At 46.1% G+C, this 20917-nt stretch carries 24 protein-coding genes; 11 read left to right on the top strand and 13 right to left on the bottom strand.

Annotation, left to right across the window (positions count from 1 at the left end; translation table 11 throughout):
• The first annotated feature begins 143 nt into the window (after nucleotides 1-143).
• Both GWK48_RS07550 and GWK48_RS07555 read left to right on the top strand, forming a co-directional pair.
• Nucleotides 144-965: an ABC transporter ATP-binding protein gene (locus GWK48_RS07550; RefSeq protein WP_174631038.1), complete on the top strand. Its 822-nt coding sequence runs from the start codon at nucleotides 144-146 to the stop codon at nucleotides 963-965.
• On the top strand, nucleotides 962-1684 hold the full coding sequence (locus GWK48_RS07555) for an ABC transporter permease (RefSeq protein WP_174631040.1): 723 nt from the start codon (nucleotides 962-964) through the stop codon (nucleotides 1682-1684). The genes GWK48_RS07550 and GWK48_RS07555 overlap by 4 nt, the downstream gene beginning before the upstream one ends.
• Nucleotides 1685-1781: 97 nt before the next feature.
• Here GWK48_RS07555 and GWK48_RS07560 read toward each other — a convergent pair whose 3' ends face one another.
• Together GWK48_RS07560 and GWK48_RS07565 are read right to left on the bottom strand one after the other, a co-directional pair.
• On the bottom strand, nucleotides 1782-2312 hold the full coding sequence (locus tag GWK48_RS07560) for a hypothetical protein (protein WP_174631042.1): 531 nt from the start codon (nucleotides 2310-2312) through the stop codon (nucleotides 1782-1784).
• A gap of 77 nt (nucleotides 2313-2389) precedes the next feature.
• Nucleotides 2390-2785 (bottom strand): hypothetical protein, encoded by a 396-nt coding sequence (locus tag GWK48_RS07565; protein WP_174631044.1) that lies wholly within the window; start codon nucleotides 2783-2785, stop codon nucleotides 2390-2392.
• 509 nt (nucleotides 2786-3294) lie between these two features.
• On the opposite strand from GWK48_RS07565, the gene GWK48_RS07570 reads away from it, so the two are divergent.
• Complete coding sequence (locus GWK48_RS07570) at nucleotides 3295-4032, top strand: enoyl-CoA hydratase/isomerase family protein (RefSeq protein ID WP_174631045.1); 738 nt, start codon at nucleotides 3295-3297, stop codon at nucleotides 4030-4032.
• Here GWK48_RS07570 and GWK48_RS07575 read toward each other — a convergent pair.
• Entirely contained in the window at nucleotides 4022-4858 is an 837-nt protein-coding gene (locus GWK48_RS07575) for a DMT family transporter (protein WP_246263777.1), read from the bottom strand. The two genes, GWK48_RS07570 and GWK48_RS07575, sit on opposite strands and share 11 nt — an antisense overlap.
• A 297-nt stretch (nucleotides 4859-5155) precedes the next feature.
• Between GWK48_RS07575 and GWK48_RS07580 the strand changes: the two genes are divergently transcribed.
• Together GWK48_RS07580 and GWK48_RS07585 are read left to right on the top strand one after the other, a co-directional pair.
• Nucleotides 5156-5905, top strand: coding sequence for a hypothetical protein (locus GWK48_RS07580; protein WP_174631047.1), 750 nt, complete (start codon nucleotides 5156-5158; stop codon nucleotides 5903-5905).
• Nucleotides 5902-6657, top strand: coding sequence for an oxygen-binding di-iron domain-containing protein (locus GWK48_RS07585; RefSeq protein WP_174631049.1), 756 nt, complete (start codon nucleotides 5902-5904; stop codon nucleotides 6655-6657). The genes GWK48_RS07580 and GWK48_RS07585 overlap by 4 nt, the downstream gene beginning before the upstream one ends.
• Before the next feature lie 214 nt (nucleotides 6658-6871).
• On the opposite strand, the gene GWK48_RS07590 is transcribed toward GWK48_RS07585, so the two are convergent.
• The gene (locus tag GWK48_RS07590) at nucleotides 6872-7906 is read right to left on the bottom strand and encodes a transporter (protein WP_174631051.1); all 1035 of its coding nucleotides are present in this window, start codon (nucleotides 7904-7906) and stop codon (nucleotides 6872-6874) included.
• 228 nt (nucleotides 7907-8134) lie between these two features.
• On the opposite strand from GWK48_RS07590, the gene GWK48_RS07595 reads away from it, so the two are divergent.
• Both GWK48_RS07595 and GWK48_RS07600 read left to right on the top strand, forming a co-directional pair.
• Nucleotides 8135-8407, top strand: a complete 273-nt coding sequence (locus GWK48_RS07595; protein ID WP_174631053.1) for an ACT domain-containing protein — start codon at nucleotides 8135-8137, stop codon at nucleotides 8405-8407.
• A complete protein-coding gene (locus GWK48_RS07600) occupies nucleotides 8408-9748 on the top strand; it encodes a DUF711 family protein (protein ID WP_174631055.1) in 1341 nt (446 codons plus the stop codon). It abuts the gene before it with no gap.
• 132 nt (nucleotides 9749-9880) lie between these two features.
• Here GWK48_RS07600 and GWK48_RS07605 read toward each other — a convergent pair whose 3' ends face one another.
• Nucleotides 9881-11329 (bottom strand): carboxypeptidase M32, encoded by a 1449-nt coding sequence (locus GWK48_RS07605; RefSeq protein ID WP_174631056.1) that lies wholly within the window; start codon nucleotides 11327-11329, stop codon nucleotides 9881-9883.
• A gap of 110 nt (nucleotides 11330-11439) precedes the next feature.
• Between GWK48_RS07605 and GWK48_RS07610 the strand changes: the two genes are divergently transcribed.
• Nucleotides 11440-12444, top strand: a complete 1005-nt coding sequence (locus GWK48_RS07610) for a hypothetical protein (RefSeq protein ID WP_174631058.1) — start codon at nucleotides 11440-11442, stop codon at nucleotides 12442-12444.
• 353 nt (nucleotides 12445-12797) lie between these two features.
• Nucleotides 12798-13019: a hypothetical protein gene (locus tag GWK48_RS07615; RefSeq protein ID WP_174631060.1), complete on the top strand. Its 222-nt coding sequence runs from the start codon at nucleotides 12798-12800 to the stop codon at nucleotides 13017-13019.
• 279 nt (nucleotides 13020-13298) lie between these two features.
• Here the strand turns inward: GWK48_RS07615 and GWK48_RS07620 are convergent, their stop codons facing one another.
• From GWK48_RS07620 to GWK48_RS07635, 4 genes are all read right to left on the bottom strand, one after another.
• On the bottom strand, nucleotides 13299-13916 hold the full coding sequence (locus GWK48_RS07620; RefSeq protein ID WP_174631062.1) for a Holliday junction resolvase-like protein: 618 nt from the start codon (nucleotides 13914-13916) through the stop codon (nucleotides 13299-13301).
• A gap of 670 nt (nucleotides 13917-14586) precedes the next feature.
• Nucleotides 14587-15141, bottom strand: a complete 555-nt coding sequence (locus tag GWK48_RS07625; RefSeq protein WP_174631064.1) for a DUF5591 domain-containing protein — start codon at nucleotides 15139-15141, stop codon at nucleotides 14587-14589.
• Nucleotides 15142-15541: 400 nt separating this feature from the next.
• Entirely contained in the window at nucleotides 15542-15766 is a 225-nt protein-coding gene (locus tag GWK48_RS07630; RefSeq protein ID WP_174631065.1) for a hypothetical protein, read from the bottom strand.
• Nucleotides 15738-16106, bottom strand: a complete 369-nt coding sequence (locus tag GWK48_RS07635) for a hypothetical protein (RefSeq protein WP_174631067.1) — start codon at nucleotides 16104-16106, stop codon at nucleotides 15738-15740. Before GWK48_RS07635 ends, GWK48_RS07630 begins: the two co-directional genes overlap by 29 nt.
• A gap of 227 nt (nucleotides 16107-16333) precedes the next feature.
• On the opposite strand from GWK48_RS07635, the gene GWK48_RS07640 reads away from it, so the two are divergent.
• Entirely contained in the window at nucleotides 16334-16807 is a 474-nt protein-coding gene (locus tag GWK48_RS07640; RefSeq protein WP_174631069.1) for an STK_08120 family protein, read from the top strand.
• Between the two features lie 175 nt (nucleotides 16808-16982).
• Nucleotides 16983-17561 carry an alpha/beta hydrolase family protein gene (locus tag GWK48_RS07645; protein WP_174631071.1) on the top strand — a complete coding sequence of 193 codons (579 nt, stop codon included), beginning with the start codon at nucleotides 16983-16985 and terminating at the stop codon, nucleotides 17559-17561.
• Between the two features lie 183 nt (nucleotides 17562-17744).
• Here the strand turns inward: GWK48_RS07645 and GWK48_RS07650 are convergent, their stop codons facing one another.
• The 4 genes from GWK48_RS07650 to GWK48_RS07665 are packed head-to-tail and all read right to left on the bottom strand — an operon-like array spanning nucleotide 17745 to nucleotide 20793.
• Nucleotides 17745-18008, bottom strand: a complete 264-nt coding sequence (locus GWK48_RS07650; protein WP_174631073.1) for a ferredoxin family protein — start codon at nucleotides 18006-18008, stop codon at nucleotides 17745-17747.
• A complete protein-coding gene (locus GWK48_RS07655) occupies nucleotides 18009-19214 on the bottom strand; it encodes an FAD-dependent oxidoreductase (RefSeq protein ID WP_174631075.1) in 1206 nt (401 codons plus the stop codon).
• Entirely contained in the window at nucleotides 19211-20074 is an 864-nt protein-coding gene (locus GWK48_RS07660) for an electron transfer flavoprotein subunit alpha/FixB family protein (RefSeq protein WP_174631077.1), read from the bottom strand. The genes GWK48_RS07655 and GWK48_RS07660 overlap by 4 nt, the downstream gene beginning before the upstream one ends.
• On the bottom strand, nucleotides 20071-20793 hold the full coding sequence (locus tag GWK48_RS07665; protein ID WP_174631079.1) for an electron transfer flavoprotein subunit beta/FixA family protein: 723 nt from the start codon (nucleotides 20791-20793) through the stop codon (nucleotides 20071-20073). The genes GWK48_RS07660 and GWK48_RS07665 overlap by 4 nt, the downstream gene beginning before the upstream one ends.
• Nucleotides 20794-20917 lie beyond the last annotated feature (124 nt).

A 20917-nucleotide genomic window follows, 5' to 3' on the forward strand; every position in this document is an offset into this window, starting at 1 on the left:
ATTGTCTTAGCCATGAAGAGTTGCTGCAGCTCCTAAAGTTGAACGGGGATGAAACCATAAAGAGGTTGATCAGAGGGCGTCCTGCCCCCAAAATTTATTCCCTTAACTTAAGTTATATTAGGCTATGGTTCGACTCTACTAACATGATAGAGGTTGAAGATCTGACCAAGATCTACAGGGACGGAACTGTCGCGTTGAACGGTGTGACCTTTTCTTCCTACTCAAAGGTCCTTTCAGTTCTGGGTAGGAACGGAGCAGGTAAAACTACTTTAATGAGAATTCTTTCCACCCAGTTATTACCAACCAAAGGGGTGGCAAGGATCCTAGGCCTGGACGTTGTCAAGGAAGATAGGAGATTGCGGGACCTGATAGTTTCAATTCCTCAGGAGGCCAAGCCTGTGGGCTTCGCTAGTCCCTTGGAGCATTTGACCATGTTCCTTACCGCTAGGGGGAGTTCAATCAGCAACGCCTTGGAGGACTCGAGGAGAGCCCTTAAAGAGATAGGCCTCTGGGAAGTTAAGGACAAGCCGTGCGATGACCTGTCTGGTGGAATGAAAAGGAAGGTGTTCGTGGCAATGGCTTTGGCGTCAAACGCGGAGCTTATCTTCCTTGATGAACCCACCACAGGTCTAGATCCCATCTCTAGGTTGGAGGTTTGGTCGGTCATAAGGACTATCAGATCCAAGGTCGTCCTAACCACTCACTACATGGAGGAGGCAGAGGAGCTGTCCCAAGAGATAGTAATGCTAGGGAAGGGTAAGGTCATAGCGAAGGGGACTAAAGAGGAGCTATTAGCTCCATTGAAGGGAAAGGTCAGGGTAGAGGGAATTGGAGATAGGGTCATTGGAAGGACTCAAATAACCTACATGGATAAGGAGAGTGCCAGGGAAATAGTTGGTAAAGCTGTAATAAAGCCGGTCTCTCTTGAGGACCTCTTCATAATCAACGGGGAGGAAATGAATTGAACTGGAAGTTCATATTTACCTTTGCGTGGTTTTACGGTTATTCCTTCCTTAGGAGGGGTTACTCATACGTCTTTAGTTACCTAATAACTCCCTTGTCTATCCTCTTCCTGGTGTACGTCCTCTCCAGGGGCTCCCTTCTCCAGTACGCGATTGTGGGCGGGCTTATTGCAGTTGTGAGCACTAACTCGGTCGTAAGTTTAGCAGACGTTGTGATGTTGAGGAAGGAGATGAGGATCCAGGACATGTTAATTGCGACTAAGGTCGGACCCGCTGAGTACATGCTAGGCCTATCAACAGCAAACCTGATCTTCTCTTCCGTTGGGATGCTAGCCTACGTAGCGCTTGGGTTACTCTTAGGAGTGTTTACTCCACTCTCGGCTCTGTTGGACTTTCTGATAGCTGTGTATCTAAACTATTCCTTGACTGGTTTAGCGTTCATCATAGGTACCCTGATCCCCTACACTAGGCATTCCTGGGCGGTCTCAGGCGTTATGGGAACCGTCCTCACAATAATACCTCCTGTGTACTACCCATTTTCCGTACTGAAGGGCATAGTGGAGTACCTCTCCCTAGCAATCCCTTCATCTCCAGCATCAGTTCTATCGCAGAGCGTAGCTGGATTGACGCAGGCTAACCCGTTGGCTACCCTCCTATTTTTCATAGAAGGACCGTTTTTTATCGCCCTCGCCGTCAAACTTGCTAGGTGGAGGGAGAAGTAATGAAAGAGGACAGGAGAAGGGTCTTAAGGTCAAGGACGAGATTACCCTTTTCTAAGTTCCACTTCAAGGTCCTTACCTGATCTTCCTCTCAACCAGGTTACTCGAAGTGGGTCTTAACGTGTACGTTGACCTTGTACATCCTACCTTCTTTCTTCACGTTATACTCTATCTCGTATCCGTTGCACTTCCTAGTAACAGTCACGTTATTCTCGTCAAGGATGTTGTAGGAAGGCTCACCACACCCAGCAGTCAATGAACTCAACCTCTGCTCAATTTCTGAGTTATCTTTTACATAGAATTCCATATCTGCTCCTTCAGGAGTAATAACTGAAAACGTAGTCCTATTGGAAACCAAATAGGAAATAGTTACGCTCAATGAGATGCCTATCAACGAGAATATAACAGTGAAAACTGGGAGGAGGTTCCCCAGTAGCGGAACGTCGAGAACCTTGTAGGCTAGGAATACGTACACAGCCGTAGCTAGCACTGACGAAACTGACGCAGATATCAGAGCCACGTCCCTGCGCCTTTCAGAGAAACCTGTCACAAGCCCAACAATGACGCCGTTAAGAATTGGCAACCACCACACCGCCAAGGCTATTGGGATAGAGTATTTGAGGGATCTCATAGAGCTATTATCAGAGTCCATGATTTTAACCTTATTGGAAAAGTCTGAAAAAAGCCTTGTTAGAAAAGAAAAAGAGATTAAGTCGATATACCCACAATGTTGTCCAGTTCCTTAAGTAATTTGTCCTCTATGTGGGAGTTCCAGAGCATCTCAGGTACGTCTACGACTAAGAACAACTCCGATAATAATATGGTCTCTATCGCAGTGACAGCTAAGTTCTGTTTCCACTTCCCTACGCCCACAGTAACCTTTATACCCTCCGTAGTTTTTTCCATAACGAACGTGAGAGCCCTGTCAGCAGCTATTATATCCCTCAAGATTCCTCCCTTTTGTGCCTGTAGTATGACCTTATCACCCTCTACCCTGGATTGGACCTTCCACCCATCCATCTGCAGATATTGAGAGAAACGGTTGGCAATCTGCTGAAGATCTCCATTTACTTTATAGATTTTTTCTTTTTTAAAAGGATTCATGTCTTTAATAAAACTTGGAAGTTAAAAAATCTTTTCCAAATACATTTCAGATTTTTAATTCGATCATATATTTTCAATTTAAATTAATAGACTGTTTTAGTTATGAGGACTTCCAAGGAGGTGACGAATGGGGGTATTACCAGTCCATCTGACCTCCTTCCAGCCAAGGGAGGGTTCCTCTCATGGGTTCGGGTCCACATCTCTCGTTTCGGGGTAGCCTAGGAGGAAGAGGACTCCCATACAGATCCATGATTGCGATAACGTCACGGTGGTTTTCATAACCAGAGGGACAGCGGAAGTACCTATTGCGACTCTTCCTTTTTCCCCACACTTAGCGCAACGAGCTAATGGATAGTGTGGATCAACGACCACTTTAAGACCGTCATGCTTGATAACCTTAAAGGGAGGAGTACCCAAGACTTCGGCAAACCCATTCCTTTAAGACTAAGAGGGGACAGTTAGTCTAACTCAACAAAAACCATTTTAGAACTTTAAGAATAACCGTAGTTATGCCACAGGATCAGAAAGTCCTTTACGAGGAGAATGAAGTCTCGGTCATCACTTTTAACAGACCTGAGAAACTCAACGCTTTGGACGAGGAGAGTTGGAGGCTATTGGGGGACTTCATTAGGAAGGCAAACTCGTCTCACTCTAAGGCAATTGTTATTACAGGTAAGGGAAGGGCGTTCTCCTCAGGGGACGACATAAGGGCTATGCTCCAGTTGAAAGGTCAGGAGGACGCGGTGGGTTTTTTCGACTCCCTGCTCTACGCTGTAGAGGGTATGATCCAAACGGAGAAGCCAATTATTGCTGCAGTTAACGGGTTAGCCTACGGAGGAGGTTGTGAAATCCTTCTATTCATGGATGTGGTCATAGCAGTTAAAAGCGCAACTTTCTCCATACCTGAGGGTAAACTCGGACTCATACCGCCCATGGCCATTACCGCTGGTGTAAGGGGGTTGGGAAGGGCTGTATCCTGGCTGGCTCTCACTGGAGACGTTGTGGATAGTCTGAGGGCTAGGGAACTGGGACTTGTGGACATCGTGGTGGAGGAAGACCAGTTACAGAGCGAGGTCCAGAGAACCTTGGAGAAGTTGTCAAGGATAGACCCCAACTCCATCAAGGTAATGAAGAAGTGGATTAGGAGGAACAGCCAGGACGTTAGGGACGCAATTAGGGAGCTGACGCTCCTCTCGCTCTCGTCCGAGGCAAAGAGGAGAATGGAGAAATTCTTCTCTACTTCCTGACCCCGATGCCTGGCAAAAAGGTCAGAAAGACTCCAGTCAACGTAACTGCGGACCCAATTATCTCTATGACTGACGGGATCTCACCCAGGAGAAGGTAAGAGAACAGGTAGGAGGACACTGGGACCAATAACACTGCGCTACTCGCCTTAACTGGTCCGATCGATCTCACTGTCGAGAACCACAGGATGAAACCTAAAGCTTGGGCAGTTATTGAGACCAGCAGGGCTAAACCAATCCCCTCAGCGTTCCACTCAATCTTGAAATTCAGAAGAGAGACCGGAAATATGATGAGCGAGGAGAACAGGGACATATACGAGTTTAGAGCTAATACGTCCCTATCCCTCAAGTTTACCCTGTAATATATTGTCCCTAAAGCCCATGTCAGTCCTCCGCCCAAGGAGATCAAACTGCCTAGATCGAAACCTCCTCCCCCCACTGAGGCGAAAATCCCTAGAAAAGCAGTGAGTATTCCCATAGCCTGGAGAAGGTTGATCTTCTCCTTGAGGATCACCCTTGACAGGATGAGAACGAATATGGGCTGCGTGTAGATCAAGGTGGAAGCTAAACCTGGGTTTGGGGAGAACTCGATACCTAAGTTTAAAAGGATCAGAAAGAGTCCGATGTTAAGTATTGCGGAGATTGATTCCTTTACTCCGTAAATAAATCTCCTGGACACCAGGAGGAGCACTGTCCCCCCCACGAGAACCCTTATTAAGGCTATGAGGAATGGTGACATGAAATCCAATATTATCTTTATCAGTGGGAACGCTGAGCCCCAGAACGATATGAGTAGGGCTAAACTCACAAACTGCTTCCAGTTAGACACTTTCCATACTCTTTCAGCTTTATTTAAAAGATTAACTTTCAGACATTGAAGAATTTCTTCCCGTACTCAGTAGTGAGTGGACGTCCGTTATCAGCAGTTCTGGATACTCTGGGCAAAATCCCCCAAATAAAATTTTTCATCATTAATTTATTATAATCAATATAAATTCACGAAGATTAAATCGTATAGCATGCATTTATATCTTTTTAAAATCAATAGAATTAACACGGTTTAAGTTCTATTCCTGTGATATTGGAAACAAATACTTAAAATTGCGTAAATGCCAACGTGATTTAAATGACCAAAGTTACTTCAACGGAGATAGAAAAGAAGAGAAGCGCTGATGTTCTAACTTGGGCTAAATCCGTTGATAACGTCATATCTGTCATCCCAAACGTTGTAAGTGTTAATGGTAATACCGTTAAGCTGAAGTTCACTAGGATGATGTTCTTCTCCTATGAGTCCTCCTTTACGATAAACCCTTCATACGTTGGTAGTGGGCTTATAGAGTACAAGCTAGTTAACGGGAATAACGATAATTTTAAGATAATTTTCGTTGCCGAGGATAGGGATAAGGTAAAGATCTCCCTGTCCTATCAGGGGGAGAAGGAGTGGATTGTGAGTAAAAGCCTCCCCGCAATCCTTGGGGAGATAATTCGTGGAGTTAATAAGGAGCTTTCCAGGGCAAGGGTAGAGGAAAGGAGGATAGACTATTCCGCGAATCTTTCTAAGATTTCTTTTCTATCAAAGTTGATACTTAAATCCAAATTAGTTAGTAGTCAAGAGGTCACCTTAAATCAAGGTGAGGTTATAGATTATTTGCAACAGTTAATTTCAGAGTTTTCGGAGTATCCAATTATCTACATTTCAGGGAGTGGGTCTTCGTCCTTCAGGCTACTCATAGTTAACGGAAACATTTCAGGTGTGTACTTGATGAAGGACGGTAAGGAATATTTTGACGAGGAAATCCTTAACGCGTTAAGTGGTACCTTCAAAGTACACGTCTACACAGCTCTATCCCCCAAAGCTCTAGAGGTGATCTCATGAAGTTACACAGACCTTATGTCCTATTTGAAGAAAAGGATCACAGATTCGTCTGGTTAGGTCTGGACGAATCCGAGCACGAGAAGGGAGTCCTAACCAACCAGTATCTTATAGTGGACGGAGATAAGGGCGCTATCCTAGATCCAGGCGGATACTTTGTTTTTGAAAGGGTCTACGAAAACGTTAAGGAATTCGTAAGACCAGAGAACGTGGTTGCTTTACTTTACTCCCATCAGGATCCAGACGTAATAGGTGGACTTAACCTATGGTTAGATGTAACCCCTAACGCTAAGGTATATGCGTCTGAATTGTGGGAGAGATTTCTGCCTCATCTAGGATTTGAGGCCTCAGGCAGGATTGTGGACATACCGGATCAGGGTATGGATATACCAATCGATAGTAATGTTATTAAGGCTGTACCTGCCCATTTCATGCATTCTCCTGGAAATTTCCACTTCTATGATACTAAATCTAAAATTTACTTCTCCGGCGATCTGGGTGCTGCAGTCTTTCCTGAAGGTAAATGGTACCTCACAGTTGAAAACTTTGAGGAGCACGTGAAGTATATGGAGGGATTTCATAGGAGATATATAGCAACGAAAAAGGCCATCGAAATCTGGCTCAAAAAGATATCTAAACTTGACATTGAGACCATAGCCCCTCAGCACGGTTCGATATTTGAGGGGGAGAATGCCAAGAAGTTCTTGAACTGGCTTGCAAGTCTGGATAAGGTGGGCTTAGATCTAATGGAGTAACTGCTTAAAATCTATCAACTTTGGCCACCGAGCCCTAGTTCAAACCGAGTTGTAATGTCAGTTGTATCTAGTCATCAAGAAGAGCGTGTAGCCCAGTAACTGTAGAGGTTCAATGTACGAACCGGAGAAAAGTTTCCGTGATAAAGAGACGGAAAATCTCGCCCTTTATAGGGAAGGTCAGAGCGGTTTGGCGATTGACCCCGTTTAGACACCATCACTTTCCGCTTACCTTAGAGTTATCTCTGAGTTCTATGAAAACTATCGAAGAGAGCACAGTTAACATCAATAATGTCAACAAGGCGGAATTTATCCTTACGTTTCCTAGGCCAACAAGCACTGGTATGAGAAAACCTGATATTGACGCCAAGTTCATTGAAGGTCCTATTTTCCTAGGTTCCACCCCCATTGATCTGACCATGATGGGCAACACTGCGTTTATACCTAACCCTAGAACTGTGAAAGCGGCGAGCAACCAGGGGTAGGACGAGATGAAGGCCACGAAGCCTAAGCCTCCAACCAAGGGTAAAACGAATAAGGCAACGTACCTTATCCTCCTCACGAAAGACATTCCAATATACGCTAGAAAAGAGACGGAGTAAGACGCAATTGTCTCCATAACTGACTCGGAACCTAGAATAGAGGGGATTACCTGGAGGATGTAGGCTGGTTCTAAGCCTAAAAGAAAGACCAGTAATGCCTTTGCTGAAAGGGCTATCCTACTCCCCTTCACTGCTACCCTATTTTCCGCTCTCCCAACGAATAAAAATGAAGCCAAGAGAGCAGAGCTTGGTAGTAACATGTATTTCCCAAGGAGAGAGTCGCTCACAGCTGACAAGACCCATCCAAGGGCCCATCCTCCCATCGTTAGTCCCACTACAACGTTGCTCCCACTTTCGCTTGCTAACCTCATGGACTCTGATGTAGTTAAACCAAATAAGATCCCAGAGATAACCCTAAGCGCGAGCAGAACGTCGAAGTTTCCTGTAAAGCTCTCCACTAGGTTAACTGAGCCCAACAGTCCCAGCGTACCAAACATCAACCTGTTGGTTCCAAACCTGTACAGCAAGTTATACGTTATGGGGGTGAAGATCCTTCCTATGAACGGGGCTCCGATCAGGATATAGCTCAAGGGGTTGTTGTAATTTAAATAGTTTAAGTAGAATATAAAATTCATCACGGTGTAGGAGGAGAGGGAAAACCCGATTATCGGAAGTAACACGTTACTTGTCATGGAGGTCTGCTTAGACATTTCAACCTAAATTTAAGCTTTAAAGTTAGAATTTAAGCAAAACATTGATTTTGTGCATATTATTTTAAGCTTTGGAGATCTGTTATTATCTTTTTGTACAGTCTTAGGATAATGGAATAAACCTCTACTCTCGAGACCCCTCCTTTCAGGATAAGGGAGGGGATGATGTCTCCCTTAGCTCCGCATCCAGACATCAACTTAAAAACACAAGAACTAAATCCAAAATAGATGGAGACAGCAATAGTTGTAGTCATAGGGGCCGACAAGCCTGGAATTGTGGCTGGGATCTCTTCTAAGCTAGCGGAGAGGAACGTGAACATCATAGACATTACTCAGACCGTCCTTCGCGGAATTTTCACCATGATAATGGTAGTCGATCTAGATACAGGTAATGTTGGGATAGGAAAGTTAAGGGAGGAGCTTCAGGCAAAAGGCAAGGAGTTGGGGGTGGAGGTGCTGGTATACCACGGGGAAGTTTTCAAATTCATGGAGAGGGTCTAATTGAAGTACACCGCAGATGAGATGGGAGAAGTAATAAACATGCTCAGCTGGGAGGATCTCGATATCAGGTCAGTGACTCTCAGCGTTAACACGCTTTACGCTGTCTCCGACTCCCCAGAGAGGTCTTTGGAGAAACTCTCGTACCTTCAAGGTCCACTAACTAGGTTCTCTGAGGCTGTGGACCACGTACAGGAGAAACTAGGAGTAAAGATTGTGACTAAACGAGTTGCGGTGTCTCCGGTCCAGTACTTCCTAGAGCCTATACCAGACACCGAATACGCGTTAAGACTAGGAAGGAAATTAGATGAGATCGCATTTAAGTCTAGGATAGACTACATAGGCGGGTTCTCAGCCTACGCTGACAGGGGTCTGGGGAGGGGATCTTACGTACTTCTTCTATCCCTCCACGAGGTCATGAACTCTACCCAGAGACTCTCTGGAATGCTTAACTCAGCCTCCACTCAAGAAGGACTTAACGTTGACGCTGTGAAGATGTTCGTGGACGAAATCATGAAAATGTCCCCCTACGCCTCCTCTAGGGTTGCGATAATGGCAAACTCTCCTCAAGACTCGCCCTTTGTCCCGTCCGCCCATCACGGGAGGGGCATGCCCAACGCCTCCATAAACATTGCTGTCAGTGGTCCTGGTGCGATAGTCGGAGCGATTAGGAGGAGCCGACCCTCAACCTTCCAGGAGCTCTACGAAGTGGTCAAGAAAGCGTCGTTCAAAGTAACTAGACTAGGGGAACTGGTAGGAAGGACCGTCTCCGAGGAACTTGGAGTTCAAATGGGGTCGGTGGATCTCTCCTTGGCTCCCTCACCTGCAGTGAGGGATAGCGTCGCGGAGATTGTGGAGAGCATGGGTATCTCCAAGATAGGAGGTCACGGCTCGGTCACAGCGTTGGCCCTTCTCATGGACGCTGTGAAGAAGGGAGGCTCCATGGCGACAAATCTGGTGGGTGGACTAAGCAGCGCATTCATTCCTGTAAGTGAGGACTCCATCATGGCCAATAGAATGAAAGAAGGTTACCTAGAGGTTAATGACCTGCTGGCCATGTCAGCGGTATGCAACAGTGGCATCGACATGGTTGGAGTGAGTAGAGATGAGGGACACGACAAGGTGACTGCTCTGATCCTAGACGTGCTCTCCATGGGTTTGATACTAAATAAGATACTTGGCGTAAGGGTAATACCACTCGACGGGAAGCCCGGGGATGAGGTTGACCTTGGAGGGCTCCTGGGAAAGGTGGTGATTGCTAGGCTTAAGCCAGTGGACGTGAGGGATTTTACTTCAAAGACCGGTTTCATGCCAACTCCAGTGAAGAGGTTAGAGACGGGCTAATAGGTGAATTAGGGACCTTGATTAAGTTGTCTAAGGCTGGATTAATTCCTGTCAGTTCTAAACCAAATATTAAGTTTCTCTTTTATTGAAGAATCTGAAAAACCAGGGGTATAACCCTGTTGGTTATATTCACTAACTAGTGTACTTCCTCTCCAAGTAGTCCACTAACCTCTCAGGATTATAGACCTCCCCGAAGGACTTAGCCAACAGCTCCCTAGGTGAGTACACTGCACCGTACTTACAAATCTTCTGGGAGAGGAAGCTTTTGATCCCGTCAATGTCCTTATTCTCAACCCTAGAGGGTAAGTCCCCCATACCGTGGTAAAGCGTTGCTGAGAGAACGTTGCCGAGGGTATACGTGGGGAAGTACCCGAAGCTCCCCTGAGACCAATGGATGTCCTGCAATACCCCTTCGCCGTCACTCCTTGGTCTAACTCCGAGGTACTTATCCATAAAGTCGTTCCACAGAGAAGGAAGGTCGTTGACCTCGAGCTTTCCAGAGATTAGACCCTTCTCTATTTCATATCTGAGGGCTATGTGAAGGTTGTACGTCACCTCGTCCGCGTCCACCCTGATCAAACTGGGCCTAACTAAGTTAAAGTACTTAAACAGGGACTCCTCGTCAACCTCAAGGTTAAGGTACCTCTTGACCAATGGGTATATCACCTTCACGAACTCTCTACTCCTGCCTACCACGTTCTCCCAAAAACGGGACTGCGATTCGTGAATGCCCGTGGACGCTCCCCCAGCAACCGGAGTCATCTCGTATGAAGGGTCGACCATTAATTCGTACATGGCGTGACCGGACTCGTGGATTACAGAGAATAAGGTGTTCCTGAAGTCAACCCCCTCGTACCTCGTGGTGATCCTGACGTCCTTGGAGGAAATCCTTATGGTAAAGGGATGAGCTGAGACGTCCATCCTAAAGGAGTCAGTGGGCATCTTTAGGATCTTGAGGACCTCCTCGTTGACCCTCTGCATCAATGAGCTATCGTATTTATAGTCTTGGAGCGGATGAGAGCTTGGGAAATAACCTTCGTCCTCCACCTTATCTAACACCTTTTTAATGTTTGGGACGAGGTAGGAGAAGACCCTGTCCAGGTCCTGTGTGGTAATCCCTTCCTCGTAAAGGTCCACTAGGGCGTCGTATGGCTCCCTACTGTAGCCGAGCTTCTCAGCTACTTGGCGCTGAAGTTCCACTATCTTCTCCAAGTAGGGTCTAAAGGACGGGAAGTCCGAGTCCCTTTTGGACTTCCTCCAGACTACTACTGCCTTGGAGGTCAGTCTATCGAGCTCCTCAGTGATCTCCTTGGGAACTGCAGTATAAAATTTCAAGCTCCTCCTGAGGACCCTTATCACCCCCTTGCCAAAATCGTCTAGGCTGGACTCGTCCACCCTGTTGACGTCGTCCTTTAAGGAAAGCACTAGCTCACGGACCATGGTGGAGATGTTCGCAATTGCCTCTCCCCTCAGGCTAGATCCCTGCTCAGGCATGTAGGTCTCCAAGTCCCAGCTCATGAGCGAAAGGGAATGATTTAGGGACCAGACTTTCCTATACTTCTCAAGAATTTGCTGAAGCATAACATTGTTACACTTGGTGATATTTTAACGTTGGCATCCCCTCGGTGAGTACTTAGTCCACATACAGATCTTGGAAAACGCTTAAAGCGGAGCGGAACTAGACTAGACTGTTGAAAAGGAGAGCCCAGTTCCTCGCCATTGCGTTGAACGCTAGTGCACCCCTCTCTTTAGCCACTCTACACGAGAGCCTTACAGGTTCTATTCTTACAGCTCTGGTCTTGCTCCCTTTAGGGGTCTCGCTCTACATCTTCTTGAAGGGTGGGTGGCCTGAACTAGGTCTTTACGATGTTGTAAAGGACTCTAGGCTGGGTAACCTACAGCTTATCTCCTGGTTCGCCAGTTACTTCCTTTACTTGTCTTACACCATAGACTACGCTGTGTTTTACGACTTCCCAGGGGGGGCTCTTGTGCGATACGCGACCTTAGTCCTCCTACTGGTCATGACCTCTACCCTCCTTCTCCAGAGGTTTCAAGGCATCCTAATTCCCCTTGCTGCCCTTCAGGTCATCCTAGTGTTTTTTGGTTGGCATGCGTCCTTTCCTGGGGTCTCGCTCCCAAATTTCACCGATCTCCTTAACTCTTCCCTCCTCTTAGTATGCGTCACGTTGATACCCTACTTAAAAGTGGAGAGGGGTTCAGCGTCCATCATTCCTCTTTCCTTGGTAACTGGGCTCCTATTCCTTACCATAGGCTCCTTTCTGGAGACCAATAACTCCGACCTTTACCAAGGTGTCTCCATGTTGGGCTTGGTGGCTCTAGAGGCCATTGCAGTTGGAAGGGTCTCTAAAGCCATGAGGATAAGGGGAGAATGGGCAGTGGGGGCTTTCCTGGGGACATCTTTAATCAGTTTAATTTCCCCCTTGACCTACTACAACCTCACCATAGCGCCTTCCGTCTTCTTGCTTTACCTTTCCCTTCTAATAGCCTTTGTCTCCATGAAGTTAAGGGGATACTTCAGATTGTTCTCCCTAGTCACAGCCGTGGTGATGGGGTACGGGCTCTACCAATCGGTTGTCGTGGGGGATCCAACGCAAGTACTGGAGATCGCAGTGGGATTCCTCCTGGTGGTTGTGTTCTCCCTTCTTCTCGGGACTAGGTGGGTTAGGGGGTCTTGAAATTGGCCTGTCACAAGTCCTTAAAATTGATGCTGGCACGGACTTCCTATCCTTGCTGAAGTGAACCTTTTTCAGCAGTTTTCCTTTTGGTTGCTCCCTACCTACCTTAAAAGGCGTGGCTTTCTTTTCCTCCGTTTATAATATAGTTTGAAATAAAAATAGAATATACTGCAATATAAACAGAAAATGTAGAAGACTAAATTCTGGCACTCCTTAAGGTCGCTAGGCAGGAAAAGGCTGGAGTAGTCGCGATAAAACTCCGAAGACCTTTTTCCTCCTTGAGAAATAGTTACGAGTAGACCTGGGCTTACCCGGCCAAAAACTCTGACATATCATGATCGATCAAATCTATTGTGGAATTCACGGATAAGATTCAAGAGAAGGATCTGGCTAAGACTTTCGAGTATATCTCAAAATATCTAGATAATGATGCGATTAATATAAGGTATGAAAAATATAATGATGTAAGGAGCAAGGCACTCAGCACGGCTGGAGGATTCGTCAATTTAATTGTCCCTATTATAGACCCCTTACCAAGATCTATCCCACAAATTGGGTTAAAGAAAAACACGTAGACCGATTTATCCCTTTCGTTAGATACCTGATTATAAAGTTTTTAGACCTCCTAATCACAGCCCACTATTTATCGCATGCAGTAAACGAAGGCTTTTACATAGCTGGAATGGACCAGCAAATGGAAGAGTATATGGAGGTATAAGGAAACACCAAGAGGAAATAATGAACATACTCAACAACATTGGTGAAGAATTTAACAAGTTCATCGAGGACAGGAGGCTCTCAGAGTTTTTCGAAACTCTAGAAGAATATTTCCGCAATCAGTTAAACGAAAAAGACTAACTCTCTTCAACCTCTCTTTCCACTTCCTCCCTCAACCTCTTCTTCGTTTCCTCCAGGACTTCACTGAAGTTTATGACCTCATACCTGACCCTCTTCATGTTTATGGCATCCCTCACTTTCCTCTCGTTTGTGTTCAGGTTCTGGTTCCCAGTCTTCACCTCGAAGAAGATTATCTCTACCTCCTTGTCGTCAGACAGTCCCTTGAAAGCTATGAAGTCCACAGGGGATCCAAGGTGCCTGAAGTCTTTCGGATTTACGTTATAACGGCCAGCGACGAGGAAGGGTGCAAACTCCTCGCCAATCCTCCCTAAGACCGTGTTAGCCGACTTCGATAGGGCGTCCTTCCGTATTTGTCTCTCAGCCTCGTTCTTCCACTTCTCGAGTTCAGCCTGAAACTTATCCCGGGCAACCTGTTCTATCTGCGTCCTGAGCTGATCGGTATGCTGTCTGACCCACTGCTCGAACTGGGCCTGGGCCTGCTGCTGGGCCTGTATGCGGGCCTGTTGCTGGGCCTCTTGTTGGATCTGCCTCGTCTTCCTGGAATAGTATATAACGGTCGCCACTAACACGAGAAAGAGGACGAGGGCTAAGACGCTACCAATATCGACTGCCATGATTTCTTTACGTAATACCGCCTAAAAAAGATGAAGGCCTTCCCCTTTAGGGCGAGATTTACTGTTTTGTCATAATATTCCAATTGCGATACTAACGATTATAACGTACAAAACGATAAGTATTTAAATAAGTTATTGCAGAAGTAGAATTAGGGAGTGGGGGATGATGAACGCTTGACACACAGAGAGGTGAAGAACCCTTGTGGGACTGACCCCACTCCCTAGTTTTCCTATCTTACCCCGTAGGTAAAAAAGGCTTTTCCTAGTGTATTTCATTAAGGAAAATATTAACTTTTGAGGAAACAGAGGAGGTTTAGAGAATTAGCAGCTTCTACCTAACGCTCTGTAAGGTTAACTTAAGACTATTGATGCTCCGCTCTAAGGTATTAAGCAAACCCTCAACGTTATTTGGTAAATCTTCAGCCCTTTCGGATAAGGTTTGGTGTTTCTGCTTTATCCAGTTCTCATTAATCAGTGGAACATAGTATTGTTTCACGTGACTCTAATTTGAAACATAAGAGGGAAAAATAAACAAACAAAAAATAATGTAAACTATATGGATAGACTACGACCCTCACTCTGACTGACTTCCTCACCCTAAAGGGGGTGGTTTTCATTTTCATTTATGATATATTTCTACAATCTTTGCAAACGTAACATATCGGCATTTCTATAAACTTTTAATAACCTCGCTTATAGTCCTGAACATTAAGCGCCCGCGTGGGTGTAATTCAATTTTAATCCCAGCCAGCTCGCTAGCCCTCTTAACTATATTATAATGATGCTTAGGCAAAACCCCCACTATTTTTTCATGAAGTTTGGATATCTTCATTAAAGGATTAATTAGTAGTCTCATAAACTCTTCTTTTTCCTCCTCACTCATTAAGGAGGGAGGGTAGTCATAAGAGTTAAAGGGGTAGCACTCCTCTATCTCCCTGGGGACTAGCAACATGGGCTCAGATACTGAATAAACTTGAATTACGTCATCTAGCTTATATTTTCTCGATAGCGAGTATGCTAATCTGTGGGTAGCTGACCTAGAGTAAGGCTTTACTGAAGTACATGGCAATAGTAGAGCGATCTTTTTGTCTGAACTCCAAAATTCCATAAAATACTGATGCCATTTCTTAACCACAGGGTGATTAAATAGGTCAATATCTCTTTCCTTCTTTATTTCAATAAATTCCTTAACATTTAAGAAATTATATAACTCATTACAATTCATTTCGCCTCGCCCCACACAATTTATTTACTTCCTCTGTTAGATCTTCTATTATACTTTTAGCGTACCTCATTAATGGATGATCCTTTTCGTATTCTGAGTGTAAGAGTACCCGCGCGTTTATCAATGCTCTACTTACCCAATAGTTTAATCTTAATATGTTTCTCATTCTGACTTTAATTTTGAAGTTTGAGCATTTAAACATTTTTAAAACCGTTAAATCGTGTAGCCAATACTGTTGTTAAATGGCTTCCTCCCGCCTTGAAAGGGGCGGGTTTTCTTTTGTTTTAATAAACTCCCTGGTTAAACAATAGTGAGCGGGTTTAGTCTTCAAAAAATTGAGTAAAGACTCACTTCTATTTCAAGAAGGAAGTCAAGATATCGCCATTTTCAGCAGATTCCCTTAGAGCTCTAGGAACTCCCTGTCCTCGATGAACTTGTTAAATTCTTCACATTTGATGTTGAGTGTGTTCATTATTTCCTCCTGGTGTTTCTTTACATCCTCCATATACTCCTTCATTTGCTGGTCCCTTCCAGCTGTGTAAAAGCCATCGTATGCTGCACACGATAAGTTCTTTAGATAACCTAGTATCGGTAACTCACCAACTCCAGCTATCCTCAGGCTCATCTTGGTAATAAATAGAGTAGGATTGTACTGGTGTTAGCCAGACATACACGTTGTCTACAGTAGGGTACCTACCGCATAGGCTGTTCGACCGGGACTCGGACTTTGCGATGGGGTACATACAGCAGTTCACAGCTAACTTGGAGAGCCAAACTTTTGCCTTAGTGTTTCGTGAGTTACCCTCGTGCGTTTCAGCAACTTCTTGGTATGTCCTCTCGCAACCATGGGAGGACGAAACGTAGATCTTTTTCATACCTTTCAACCAGGGATGGGGGCGTTGGGAAATCTTTGTAGAGATAGTGCCCCTGATCTGGTTCCCGCTCTTTTTGGCCCTCCTGCCCATAAGTAGAACGTGAAAAGGGGATTAAACGCCTTTAAAACCCACCTTAAAGGCGAGGTTTTCCCTACTTTGCAAGCTGTCTGAGGAAAGCCTGGATTTATATCACTAGATTTTCCTTGGAGCGAACTCAAACGCAGACTTTGTGACCTATATACTGATTAATTAAAAGCATAGCACTGACCAAAAAATGAAAGTTAATAATTTATCCATGTAATGTCGATTGATACATCGTGGAGACCAAGTTAGCGGTTCCAGTAAAGATGGAAAAGGACGTATTTTTAAAACTCTTCTCTGATCAAAGGTTCTTCTTCTCCAATTTCACGCCGTTCACCATAGTCAAGGAAGAGGACGACAGCGTATTCTACCTATACGGGGACTTTTACACAATGTTTTCGTCCTTTGATGTGGAGGCTAGAGTGAGAAAATACGTGTCCAAGGACTCGGTGATTTACGTTTTAGTTGTGGAACCTGGCTTGATACAAGAGTCCTCATCCAAGTCAATTGATAGTTCCTTCAAGGGGGTTCCCCCCAAGGGAAACGGTAAAATTACCATTAGTCACTTGTTAGAGGAAATAGGCATTGCTATAGACTATTCAGGGGACAGGGAGAAGCCTATCGTTAATTTCATTTCAAATAGAATGAAAAAACAAATAAAGAATTTCGATAATATTGTAAACATGGAGAGGATAAGGAGACGCCTTTAAGGTGGATTTTACGTCTTGTCTTCACTTCTGACCTCCTTCCTGTCTCAGCTAGGACTTCCTCAATGGTAAAGGACTTAAAGCTCAAAAGGAAGGGGATACTTCAACGCAGATGATGAGATGAATCAACCCGTCCATCAAGGAGTGAGTTTTTTACCTCAATTTGAGACGCATCCCCATGCTATCATTAGTCTTACACGGAAGGGGCTCTTCTCCAGACAAAGTAGATTGGCTGGCTCAGCCCTTAAAGAGATTCGGGGACGTCAAGGTTCCCCAGTTTGAGTATGACGTAGAGGATGGACTGAGGGTTGCACTCTCAATGAATTTCGATATCATAGCAGGTCACTCCAGGGGTGGGACGATAGCTCTCCTTGCAGCTGCTAAAAAGGGCGTTCCAGTCATAGCAGTGTCAGCCCCAAGTGACAGACTCCTCCAGTTATCACACTTGTCCAAGTTCCCAGAAGGGAGTGAACAGAGGAGGCTTTACTCGTTTCTGTCTTCAGTCCCCCAGGAAAAGCTCGTGGAGACCTCACCCGTTACGTACTCAAGCTGCCTGAGGGATGTTTTACTAATTCACGGTGAGCACGACGAAGTAGTCCCTAAGGAGCACTCAGAGTTGTTATGTAAGGAGGTGAGATCAAAGGGGAACAAATGCGAATTGGTGATCCTTGAAATGAGGCACTCTCCGCCTAAGCACATGTATGGGGAGATTTCCAAGGTAATACAAGCTTGGGTAGAGAAAACCTTGATGAGATAGCGGGAAGGTGTAAGTGGACCCACGTTTAGATCTTCAGGTTAGGACAAGGAATAAGTAGGAGTCGCTTCCTCTCAACGCGGGTCACTTGGAATCTAGCTCTCTAGACCTAAGCAGGATATCTCTAAAACTTTACCTTACCTTCCCATCTCCTAAAAGGTGAGGTCAGCCGTTCTTTTACCAACGCTAGCCATACCTGAAACTTACCCCTCCTTCGGGAAACCTGAAGGAAATCGCGCCAAAAGGACATGCCACAAGCGCTGCTCCACACTCTAGACATCTCTCATAGTGCACTTCTATAACGTCTCCAGACCTCTCGTATGTCCCTGCAGGGCACACCTTGATGCACGGTTTCTCAACGCATGTTCTGCATATATCCAGGTTAACCTGGATGTGGGAGCTCTTGTCTATCCTGTACTTGTTCAGTCCCAGTCTTTTCAGTAGGTCCATTCACATCACCTTGATGAGATCCCTCAACACCTGGGAGAGGGTCAAGTTATATCCAGCCAGTTCCTCTCTAACTACGTCCATTAGTCTCCTTCTCTCACCTTCCACTGTGAACATCCTGGACATGACCCTGCAGAGTAGGTCTGGGTAGGTCTTAAATAACCTCTCAGAGTTCATGAGCTGAAAAGCCCTCCTCGCCGTCATCATGTCCTTCATGACAAAGGACTCCTTCAACATCTCCTCGTACACTTGGGTTTTAGTCGCATCTCCACTCTCCAGCACCTTCTTTGCTGCCTGACCGGCTACCATACCTGACCCTATAGCCAGATCCATACCCCTTATTACGAAACCGTCGTTAATTAGGAGACCTGCAGCGTCCCCCGTGACCAGGAGGTTAGGGGCATAAAGTGGAGGGAGGTTATCGAACCCGTAGTAGGGGATTAGATGGGCAGAGTACTCCAGTACCTCTCCCTTAATTCCCATCTTCTCCCTTAAGTCTTCAGTTATTTCCCTGGCTAGGACTTTTTCCTTTTGGAGAGAGCTCACTTTCACCGTAGCACCTATGGATAGGGTGTCCTTATTAACGTACACGAAACCTCCACCCAGGAGTCCGTTCAAGAACCCGACGAGAACCTTAGCCTCTCCCTCCTCTGGTAACACCTCTGGCCTGACCACTTCCTTAACCCCTAGCATTAGGAAGTCCGGGTCCAATCTTCTCACTCCGAGGTATCTCGAGACCCCTGCTGTAACACCGTCAGCCTCTATGACTAGTTTAGCCCTTAAATCGCCCCTATTAGTCCTTAGTGTGACCCCTCCCCCTTCCCTCACAGCGTCGTACACCAAGGTCTCGTAGGAGATTAGGACCCCCTCTTCCTCAGCCTTCTTTGCCAACCAAGGGTCAAACTTAGCCCTTAGGACTGAGTAGCTGTTCCTGGAGTCTGGGTCATAGAACGAAAACGTCACCTCCTTTGACCCACACCTGAAAAGGTAGGTCTCCCTGACAATAGGTCTCTCGAGGGGAGCGTCCTGTATGTCCACTAACTTCTTGAGGGCATGTACGTACATCCTCCCTCCGCTGACGTTCTTTGAGCCTGAGTACTCGCCTCTCTCCAGGACTAGGGTTGAGAGGCCCTCCCTGTTGCTCACTATCCCAGCGGAAAGCCCTGCGAGTCCCCCTCCTACCACAATCACATCAGCGTCAAAGCTCATTTGCTTAGCCTCCTCACCATAACCTTACAAAACTCGATAGCGTCTCCCACCACGGTGTAATCTGCGTTTTCAGTTATGGGAGCGTTCTTGTCCTTGTTTACAGCTACTATTACCCTGGAATCCCTAATCCCAGCTATGTGCTGAGGCTGACCTGAAATTCCTAAGGCAATGTAGAGCTGTGGTCTTACCTTATTACCGGAGAGGCCTATCTGCCTGTCCTCAGGGAGCCAGCCCATCTCAGCTGTGACGGGTCTGCTACCACCTACCGCTCCGTTCAAGACTTTGGCCAAGTCCTCTGCGTACTTGACGTTCTCTTTTGAGCCCATGCCCCTACCTACGGACACAATTATCTTGGCTTTATCCAGGCTGACCGACTGCTGAGCCGGTGTCCTGCTCAGGACCTTTACGTTGGACTCTGGTAGTTGGACCTTCTTCACTTCTCCCTTCCTTATATCAGGCTCCATGACGTTCTTCTGAACGGTCACCACTGCGGGGAGCTTGAGCTTTAGCGTTGCTATTCCCATCCCGCTGTACACTACCCTTTTAGCGAGCAGGAATGAATCACCCAGAGAGAGTTCAGTTACGTCCGACGCCACAGATGACCTAAGCTTCCCTGCAAGCGAGAAGGCAAAGGTCTTGTCCCTTCTAGTCCCACCTGTTACGACCACGTCTGGGGTCAACGTGGAGGCGAAATCGGCCAGTGGTACTTCCCAGCCATCGTGGAGGTCCGGTACGTACAATACATCAACGTATTTGCTTTCAGACGGGTGAATGCCCAGGAGTTCTCCTCCAAGCTTCTGTGCCATTGCCGACGCGGACCTAAAGAACTCCGGGTCTTCAGACATGACTAGGACTCTCACAGTATACCCTCCCCCTTGAGGTAGCTTAGGAGTTGCTCCACTGCCTCCTCCATTGGTTTTTCAATTATGACCCTCTTCCTGTTTACCACGAAAGGCTTAACCTCCACTAGCTCGGTCAAGGGTACTTGGGAGAACTCAACCTGCTTGACTGGTTTCTTGGAGGACTCCATGATCTGTCTCACAGAGGGCGTCCTGGGAGTGTTTATCTCCCCTGTGACGGATATTACTGCGGGGAGAGGAGCCTCAATAACCTCAATGTCTCCGACGCTCCTCTCAACCTTCACCTTATCTCCCTGAACGGCGATGGACCTCGCGAAGGAAACAAGGGTGTACCCCAGGACCTGAGACAAGTAGGGAGGGAAAGCTGAAGTGCTACTGTCCGTAGTCGTCTCGGCGGTGAGCACTATCTTAGGGGAGAGCCCCTTGATGGCTTCAGCCACAGCCATGGCCGTTCCAGGTACGTCCAGGTAAGGCGAGCTCACTGAAATGACCTCATCGAGACCCATTGAAAGGGCCTCCCTTACGCTCTTTCTATCTGTGTTCCCCACTGTGATACCGATCGCCTTCCACCCTGTTTTTTCCTTGATCCTCACAGCTTCCTCAATGGCGTTCTTGTCGTAGGTGCTTATCTTGACCTGTACGTTTGTCTCAAGTTTCCCCCCTACGGGTCTGATTAAAGTGTCATCAGGGACTATCTTAAAACAGGAAACTACAGACATGTCCATAACTTTGTGTGGGAACATAAATTACTATCTTCATCTAAATTACTACATGGATTCTATAATTAATCGTTGTATTGTAATATATGCCTCGACAACATTTATTACTTCGACGGGATCATCT

It is taken from the genome of Metallosphaera tengchongensis (assembly GCF_013343295.1).
GTDB lineage: Archaea > Thermoproteota > Thermoprotei_A > Sulfolobales > Sulfolobaceae > Metallosphaera > Metallosphaera tengchongensis.

Bases quoted from the DNA above. Each gene is read 5' to 3' on its own strand.
- GWK48_RS07605 (WP_174631056.1), bottom strand. From the start codon at position 11,329: ATGCTTCAGCAAATTCTTGAGAAGTATAGGAAAGTCTGGTCCCTAAAT.
- GWK48_RS07560 (WP_174631042.1), bottom strand. From the start codon at position 2,312: ATGAGATCCCTCAAATACTCTATCCCAATAGCCTTGGCGGTGTGGTGG.
- GWK48_RS07580 (WP_174631047.1), top strand. From the start codon at position 5,156: ATGACCAAAGTTACTTCAACGGAGATAGAAAAGAAGAGAAGCGCTGAT.
- GWK48_RS07550 (WP_174631038.1), top strand. From the start codon at position 144: ATGATAGAGGTTGAAGATCTGACCAAGATCTACAGGGACGGAACTGTC.
- GWK48_RS07585 (WP_174631049.1), top strand. From the start codon at position 5,902: ATGAAGTTACACAGACCTTATGTCCTATTTGAAGAAAAGGATCACAGA.
- GWK48_RS07630 (WP_174631065.1), bottom strand. From the start codon at position 15,766: ATGAGCCTGAGGATAGCTGGAGTTGGTGAGTTACCGATACTAGGTTAT.
- GWK48_RS07635 (WP_174631067.1), bottom strand. From the start codon at position 16,106: ATGGGCAGGAGGGCCAAAAAGAGCGGGAACCAGATCAGGGGCACTATC.
- GWK48_RS07650 (WP_174631073.1), bottom strand. From the start codon at position 18,008: ATGGACCTACTGAAAAGACTGGGACTGAACAAGTACAGGATAGACAAG.
- GWK48_RS07665 (WP_174631079.1), bottom strand. From the start codon at position 20,793: ATGTCTGTAGTTTCCTGTTTTAAGATAGTCCCTGATGACACTTTAATC.
- GWK48_RS07645 (WP_174631071.1), top strand. From the start codon at position 16,983: ATGCTATCATTAGTCTTACACGGAAGGGGCTCTTCTCCAGACAAAGTA.
- GWK48_RS07595 (WP_174631053.1), top strand. From the start codon at position 8,135: ATGGAGACAGCAATAGTTGTAGTCATAGGGGCCGACAAGCCTGGAATT.
- GWK48_RS07565 (WP_174631044.1), bottom strand. From the start codon at position 2,785: ATGAATCCTTTTAAAAAAGAAAAAATCTATAAAGTAAATGGAGATCTT.
- GWK48_RS07655 (WP_174631075.1), bottom strand. From the start codon at position 19,214: ATGAGCTTTGACGCTGATGTGATTGTGGTAGGAGGGGGACTCGCAGGG.
- GWK48_RS07590 (WP_174631051.1), bottom strand. From the start codon at position 7,906: ATGTCTAAGCAGACCTCCATGACAAGTAACGTGTTACTTCCGATAATC.
- GWK48_RS07625 (WP_174631064.1), bottom strand. From the start codon at position 15,141: ATGAATTGTAATGAGTTATATAATTTCTTAAATGTTAAGGAATTTATT.
- GWK48_RS07620 (WP_174631062.1), bottom strand. From the start codon at position 13,916: ATGGCAGTCGATATTGGTAGCGTCTTAGCCCTCGTCCTCTTTCTCGTG.
- GWK48_RS07570 (WP_174631045.1), top strand. From the start codon at position 3,295: ATGCCACAGGATCAGAAAGTCCTTTACGAGGAGAATGAAGTCTCGGTC.